Annotated in this window: 7 protein-coding genes; 4 read left to right on the forward strand and 3 right to left on the reverse strand. The window is 40.1% G+C overall.

Going from position 1 to position 6444, the window contains the following annotated elements; translation table 11 throughout:
- Positions 1 to 196: 196 nt before the first annotated feature.
- From Q1V93_RS18080 to Q1V93_RS18090, 3 genes are all read right to left on the reverse strand, one after another.
- Entirely contained in the window at positions 197 to 670 is a 474-nt protein-coding gene (locus Q1V93_RS18080) for a regulatory protein RecX (protein WP_300666602.1), read from the reverse strand.
- Between the two features lies 1 nt (position 671).
- Positions 672 to 2219: an Rne/Rng family ribonuclease gene (locus Q1V93_RS18085; RefSeq protein WP_300666604.1), complete on the reverse strand. Its 1548-nt coding sequence runs from the start codon at positions 2217 to 2219 to the stop codon at positions 672 to 674.
- A 318-nt stretch (positions 2220 to 2537) separates the two neighbouring features.
- Positions 2538 to 2828 carry an HU family DNA-binding protein gene (locus Q1V93_RS18090; protein WP_124745023.1) on the reverse strand — a complete coding sequence of 97 codons (291 nt, stop codon included), beginning with the start codon at positions 2826 to 2828 and terminating at the stop codon, positions 2538 to 2540.
- Between the two features lie 108 nt (positions 2829 to 2936).
- Here Q1V93_RS18090 and mutY point away from each other — a divergent pair, with 108 nt between their 5' ends.
- From mutY to Q1V93_RS18110, 4 genes are all read left to right on the forward strand, one after another.
- Positions 2937 to 3941: an A/G-specific adenine glycosylase gene (mutY, locus tag Q1V93_RS18095; protein ID WP_300666606.1), complete on the forward strand. Its 1005-nt coding sequence runs from the start codon at positions 2937 to 2939 to the stop codon at positions 3939 to 3941.
- A gap of 116 nt (positions 3942 to 4057) precedes the next feature.
- Entirely contained in the window at positions 4058 to 4507 is a 450-nt protein-coding gene (locus Q1V93_RS18100; protein ID WP_300666608.1) for a single-stranded DNA-binding protein, read from the forward strand.
- Positions 4508 to 4509: 2 nt separating this feature from the next.
- Positions 4510 to 5844 carry a gliding motility-associated protein GldE gene (gldE, locus tag Q1V93_RS18105; protein ID WP_300666610.1) on the forward strand — a complete coding sequence of 445 codons (1335 nt, stop codon included), beginning with the start codon at positions 4510 to 4512 and terminating at the stop codon, positions 5842 to 5844.
- Positions 5837 to 6421 (forward strand): hypothetical protein, encoded by a 585-nt coding sequence (locus Q1V93_RS18110; protein WP_300666611.1) that lies wholly within the window; start codon positions 5837 to 5839, stop codon positions 6419 to 6421. Before gldE ends, Q1V93_RS18110 begins: the two co-directional genes overlap by 8 nt.
- Positions 6422 to 6444: the final 23 nt, after the last annotated feature.

Consider the following 6444-nt stretch of genomic DNA (forward strand, 5'->3'; position numbering starts at 1 on the left):
GCCTTTCAGGCTTTCTTCAGTCTTCACAAGCTTTGCTTGTTCTTGTTTACGACGGTTTTCAGCGTAATGGCCATTTTCCACACCGTGTTCTGGAAATCATTCCTGTTTCAATTCCCGAAAAAGATTGTGCTATTTGCTAGTCAATTGCTCTCTTGACAGGAGAAGCAGACTGAATTCTCTTTCAAAAAAAAAGAAATTACTCTTCTTCAACAGAAGCTAACGCATCATAAATCAAATCGTTTTCAAAACCTTTTGATTGTGCATAACGAAGAGTCTTTGCTTTCCTTTTCCAGGGATCTTTCTCATTTGAAAGATCCTTTTGTTTTTTTAGAATTTCCTTTTTCAGGATTTCAAAATATTCATCCGGATCAATCTTTTTGAAAGCCAGAAGCACAATCTTTTCCGGGATTTGTTTCAAACGCAGGCCTTGCCGGATCTTGATTCTTCCCCAATGTTTTATTCTCAATTTTCCGGAAACATACGAATCCGCAAAACGGCCTTCATCCAGGAATTTGTTTTCGATCAGATAAGCTGTTAATTGATCCACCTGATCCGGACTTTGTCCCCAGGAAAACAATTTGTTTTTCACTTCAAAATGACAGCGATCCTGATACGCACAATAGGCTTCTATTTTGTGCTTAGCTTCCAGAAACGAAAAATTGCTCCCCATATCAGAGAGCAATTTCGTTATTATCTTTATCCCGGAAGCTATATTCCAGTAAGTGATGAGCGGTTACACCGCGTACATCAATCCATTTTTTGTACTTAAAGAACCATTTCCATTGTTTGGAGATCAACCCTTTTTTGAAATATGCTTCCAGGTACGGATGAACCAGCAAAGAAACTTTCGGCTCTTTTTTATCCGTCAACAGGAAGTTCAGGTTTGTTTCAATCTCTTCAGCAAAAAGAATAGAAGCTTGTACTTCTCCGGTTCCGTTACATGTAGGACACGTTTCAGAAGTATTGATATCCGTTTCAGGTCTTACACGCTGGCGGGTGATTTCCACTACACCGAATTTGGAAGGAGGAAGAATGTTGTGTTTTGCTCTGTCCGAGCGCATAAATTCTTTCAACTTCTCAAACAACTCTTTGTTGTTTTCCTTATCGTGCATATCAATGAAATCGATACAAACGATTCCTCCCATATCGCGCAATTGCAGCAAACGTGCAATTTCTTCAGCTGCTTCGACATTCGTTGCAAGCGCGTTTGATTCCTGTCCGTCGGCACCTTTACGGTTTCCGCTGTTCACATCAATAACGTGCATTGCTTCCGTGTGCTCAATGATCAGATATCCACCGGAAGGAAGCGGAACTTTCTTCCCGAACATGGTTTTGATCTGCTTATTGATGCCGAAACGCTCAAAAATATTGAGTTTTCCATCATACAGTTTCAGGATCTTCTCTCTTCCCGGAGCAATTCCGCTAATGTACTCTTTCAATTCAGCCATTAGCTTTTCATCGCTGACATGGATGTTTGAAAAGTCTGCATTCAGAAGGTCGCGCAGAATAGATGATGTCTTGTCGATTTCACCTAAAACACGGCGAGGTGGAGTAGCCTGCTTCAAATTCGCATGCATCGTCTTCCACTTCTCCATCAGATTTCGCAAATCCTGATCGATTGCCTCTACTTTTTTGTTTTCGGCAACAGTACGAATGATGACACCAAAGTTTTTCGGCTTAATGTCATCCATCAGGTGACGCAGGCGATCGCGTTCTTCCTGACTTTTAATTTTTTGAGAGATCGAAATTTTCTCCGAAAATGGCACTAATACCAAATAACGGCCAGCGAGTGTTAATTCTGCACTTAAGCGTGGTCCTTTACTTGAAATCGGTTCTTTTGCAACCTGAACCAATATTGGTGATGTGGTTGATACAATTTCGGTAATCTTTCCGTCTTTCGGAATGTCTTTCTCCGACTTAAAATACAATAAGTCAGCGACATTCTGCTTCCCTTGCAGGGTGTCTTTGGTAAATTTATTCAATGACTGAAATTGCGGCCCCAGATCCAAATAATGCAAAAACGCATCTTTTTCGTATCCGACATCCACAAATGCAGCATTCAAACTTGGAACCACTTTCCGAACTTTCCCCAGATAAATATCACCTACGGCAAAGTCAGTACTTCCCTGTTCTTCATGCAGTTCAATCAATTTCCCATCGCGCAAGAGAGCAAGCCAAACACCACCATCACGGGTGTCTACAACTAGTTCTAAACTCACGAACGTATAATTAGAAAGTAACTAAAACAGAAAAACTTAGTAAGTAAAAACACTTACTAAGCTCTTCCAACTATCTTCAAGAAGTTTCTATTTCTTCTTCTTATGACGATTCTTTCTTAGTCTTTTCTTACGCTTGTGCGTCGCCATTTTATGTCTTTTTCTTTTCTTACCGCTTGGCATAGCAATATTATTTTATGGTTATTAATTCAATTATTTCAATTTCAATAGCTTTTAAAAAAAGCACTCCTGCGTGAAACAGGAGTGCAAAGATATCAAAATAAGTTTTCCTACAAAGTAGTTGTTGTAAAAAAGATGGAATTATTTCACAATCACTTTATTCTTCACCTCTTCAACAAACGTTTTTGCTGGTTTAAATGAAGGAATATTGTGAGCCGGGATAATAATCGTTGTGTTTTTTGAAATATTGCGCCCCGTCTTCTCTGCTCTCTCTTTCACAATGAAGCTACCAAAACCTCTCAAATAAACATTTTGACCTTTCGTCAAAGAAGTCTTAATAGAAGTCATAAATGCCTCTACAGCTTTCTGTGCTTCATTTCTTTCCAATCCTGTTTCCTCTGCAATCTCAGCAACGATATCTGCCTTTGTCATCTTATTATAAATTAAAGTTTTTCAACAATGTGATTTTCAGGTGCAAAAGTAGTCAGCAAAAGCGTTTATTTTTGCTTTATTTTTAAAAATGTTCAATTTTTTCCCTAAATGGCTGATTTTGTTCTACTAATAAGCGATTGGTACAGACTAAATGCTCGCGAGCTTCCATGGAGAAGCACGAAAAACCCGTATTTTATCTGGTTATCGGAGGTAATCCTGCAACAAACAAGAGTTGATCAGGGACTAAATTACTACCTGAAATTTATCGAAAATTACCCCGTTTTGAATCATCTTGCAGACGCAGATGAGGCATCCGTTTTGAAACTTTGGCAAGGCTTGGGGTATTACTCACGTGCACGCAATTTACATAAAACTGCTCAACAGGTCCGGGACGAATACCAGGGCGAATTCCCAAAAACGTATCAAGAGATCATTCAACTGAAAGGAATCGGACCCTACACAGCAGCAGCCATTTCTTCTTTTGCTTTTGATTTGCCTCACGCAGTTGTGGATGGAAACGTGTACCGTATTCTAAGCCGGTATTACGGCATCGACGAAGCAATTGATTCCGGTCCGGGGAAAAAGATCTTCCAGGAATTAGCGGATTCCCTGATTCCCGAATCTGCGCCCGCCCTGTTCAACCAGGCAATTATGGAATTCGGAGCTATTCAATGTGTTCCCAATAATCCGGATTGCGGTTCCTGCGTTCTTTCGGCAAGCTGTGCCAGCGCATTTAACCCGGAACTGATTAAGAAAAGACCGTTTAAAAAGGGAAAAACAAAGGTTCGCAAGCGCTATTTCCATTATTTGCACCTTGAAAAAGATCAGCAAATTGCCCTGGATCAACGAACAGGAAAGGATGTTTGGGAAAAATTGTATGAATTTCCCCTGATTGAAAGTGACGATGATCTGGCTCCTTCTGCCTTTAAAGACTCAGCACATTTGTGTTATCAGACAAAGCATATTCTAAGCCACCAGCATATTTACGCTTATTTCTATAAGAGTACGGGAGCCGAAATTGAAGGTTTCGAGCTCAAATTCATTGATAAGAAAGATCTGCCTGATTACCCGATTCACCGTTTGATGGAAAAGTACCTTGAATCGGAAGAATAATGGGAAATGGAGAATGTAAAATTGAAAAGTTACGACACCTTTTAAATTCTCTATTTTAAATTTTCAATTCTTTCAGGAATTCGTAACTTTATATTTGTGTAAAGAGATTCAAGATTATGTCAGGTAGCGTAAACAAAGTCATTTTAATCGGAAATTTAGGAAAAGACCCGGAAGTAAGACGTTTGGAAAACGGAGCAGTTGTTGCGAGTTTTCCTATTGCAACGTCCGAAACATATACGGACAGAACAACCGGTGAACGAAAAGACAATACCGATTGGCATAATATTGTTGTGTGGAGAGGTTTGGCCGAAGTAGTCGAGAAATACGTGCGAAAAGGGCAAAAAATCTACGTAGAAGGAAAGTTGAAAACACGTTCCTGGACAGATCAATCGGGAGCAACACGTTATACAACGGAAGTTGTTGCCGATGAGTTAACGATTCTAACTCCGCGAAATGATCAGGAACGTCCGATGAATCAAACAACTCCTCCTTATCCTACGGAAGAACCTCAAAATCCAAGTCCTATGAATTTGGATATTGACCCCAATGACGATTTACCGTTTTAGCCATGGATAGCATACCGGAGTTAAGTTCAGACATTGTTCCCGCCAGTATTCAAGCTGGTTTTCACATTTCTGACAACATCATTTCTTTAATCACTATTCTCATTCTCATTGCCTGTTCGGCATTGATCTCGGCATCGGAAGTTGCTTTTTTTGCATTGGGTCCTTCCGAAAAGAAAAACCTGGACGAAGAGCATTCCCGGAGTTCAAAAGCGATCTTAAGACTCATTTCAAAGCCGAAAGATTTACTGGCAACAATTCTGATCACGAACAATTTCATCAACGTTTGCATCATTATTCTTTCTACGGGCGTTATTGACCGCTGTTTTCCTCAATCAGAGGAGTCAAGCACCCTGCGTTTCTTTATAGAAGTGGTCGGAATTACAACGTTCCTGCTTTTGCTCGGAGAAGTGGCACCAAAATTATATGCTTCCAGAAATATCCTGGCGACCGCGCGTTTCATGTCCGGACCTATCGCTTTCATCAACCTGCTTCCTCCTTTTTCCTGGCTGCGCTGGTTATTGGTAAACGGAACGAATATGATTAACCGACGGGCGAAAAAACGTGGAATCAATCTTTCTTCGGATGACCTGGAACATGCACTCGCTCTTACAAAAGAAGATTCTGATAACGAAGATGAACACCGGATCCTGGAAGGAATTATCAAATTCGGGAACACCGATGTGCGGCAAATCATGAAATCCCGCCTGGATATTGTAACCATTTCCAACGAAGCGACTTTTCAGGAAGTATTGGATGTGATTCTGGATGCCGGATATTCACGGATTCCGGTTCATGAAACTTCTTTTGATCATGTGATCGGGATTTTATACATCAAAGATTTGCTTCCATTCATTAACAACGACGTTTTTGACTGGAAACCATTGTTGCGCAAGCCTTATTTCATTCCTGAAAACAAGAAGATTGACGATTTGCTCAAAGAATTTCAGGACATGAAAATGCACATGGCCATTGTGGTGGATGAGTACGGCGGATCAAACGGATTGGTCACTCTGGAAGATGTTCTGGAAGAAATTGTCGGCGATATTACCGATGAATTTGACGACGACGACCTCATCTACACGAAAATTGATGAAGGCACTTACTTGTTTGAAGGCCGGACTTCGCTGGTAGATTTCTACAAAGTACTCGAAATTGACGGAAAGGATTTTGAGCAGACAAAGGGCGAATCGGATACCATCGGAGGATTTATTATTGAACAAGCCGGCCGGATTTTGCGAAATAACGAATACATTCGCTGCGGAAATATCAAGCTGATTGTGGAAAGCTCCGATAAGCGGCGAATAAAAATGATTAAAACAATACAGGAAAATGATTAGAATAATTGGTTCAACGTTGATTTTAGCTTTGCTTTTCACCGGGTGCGGAGGTGATGATTTATTGATTCCGAAACCGTCGACCTATCTGCGAACCGATTTTCCGAAGCATTCCTATCAGAAAATAGATGATGCTACGACTTATTCGTTTGAATTATCCAAAGCGTATATCGCAAAACCAATCACATACAGAGGTGAAATGACCAATCACAAGGAAATTTTCCTGGGTCCTTTGAACGGAGTGTTGTATTTGAATTATTATACCATTCCAAACAGAGACACTTTGGTTCGATACATCAATCTTTCAAATGACAAGGTAGATGAACATCAAATCAAAGCAACTAAAATCAGCGATCAGAAGTTTATTTTCAAAGACAAGAAAGTATACGGAACGCTCTTCGAATTTGAGGGCGATGTGGCTACTAATTTTCAGTTTTATCTAACAGATTCCACTTCTCATTTCTTACGCGGAGAAGTTTTAATGAACTGTAAACCGAATTACGATTCGCTGCGCCCGTCTTTGAATTATCTGAAAGCAGATCTGCTTCATTTGATTGAAACTGTTGAATGGAAAAAATAATTCCTAATTCCTAATTCCTAATT

The organism is Fluviicola sp. (genome assembly GCF_030151805.1).
Taxonomy (GTDB): Bacteria; Bacteroidota; Bacteroidia; order Flavobacteriales_D; family Crocinitomicaceae; genus Fluviicola.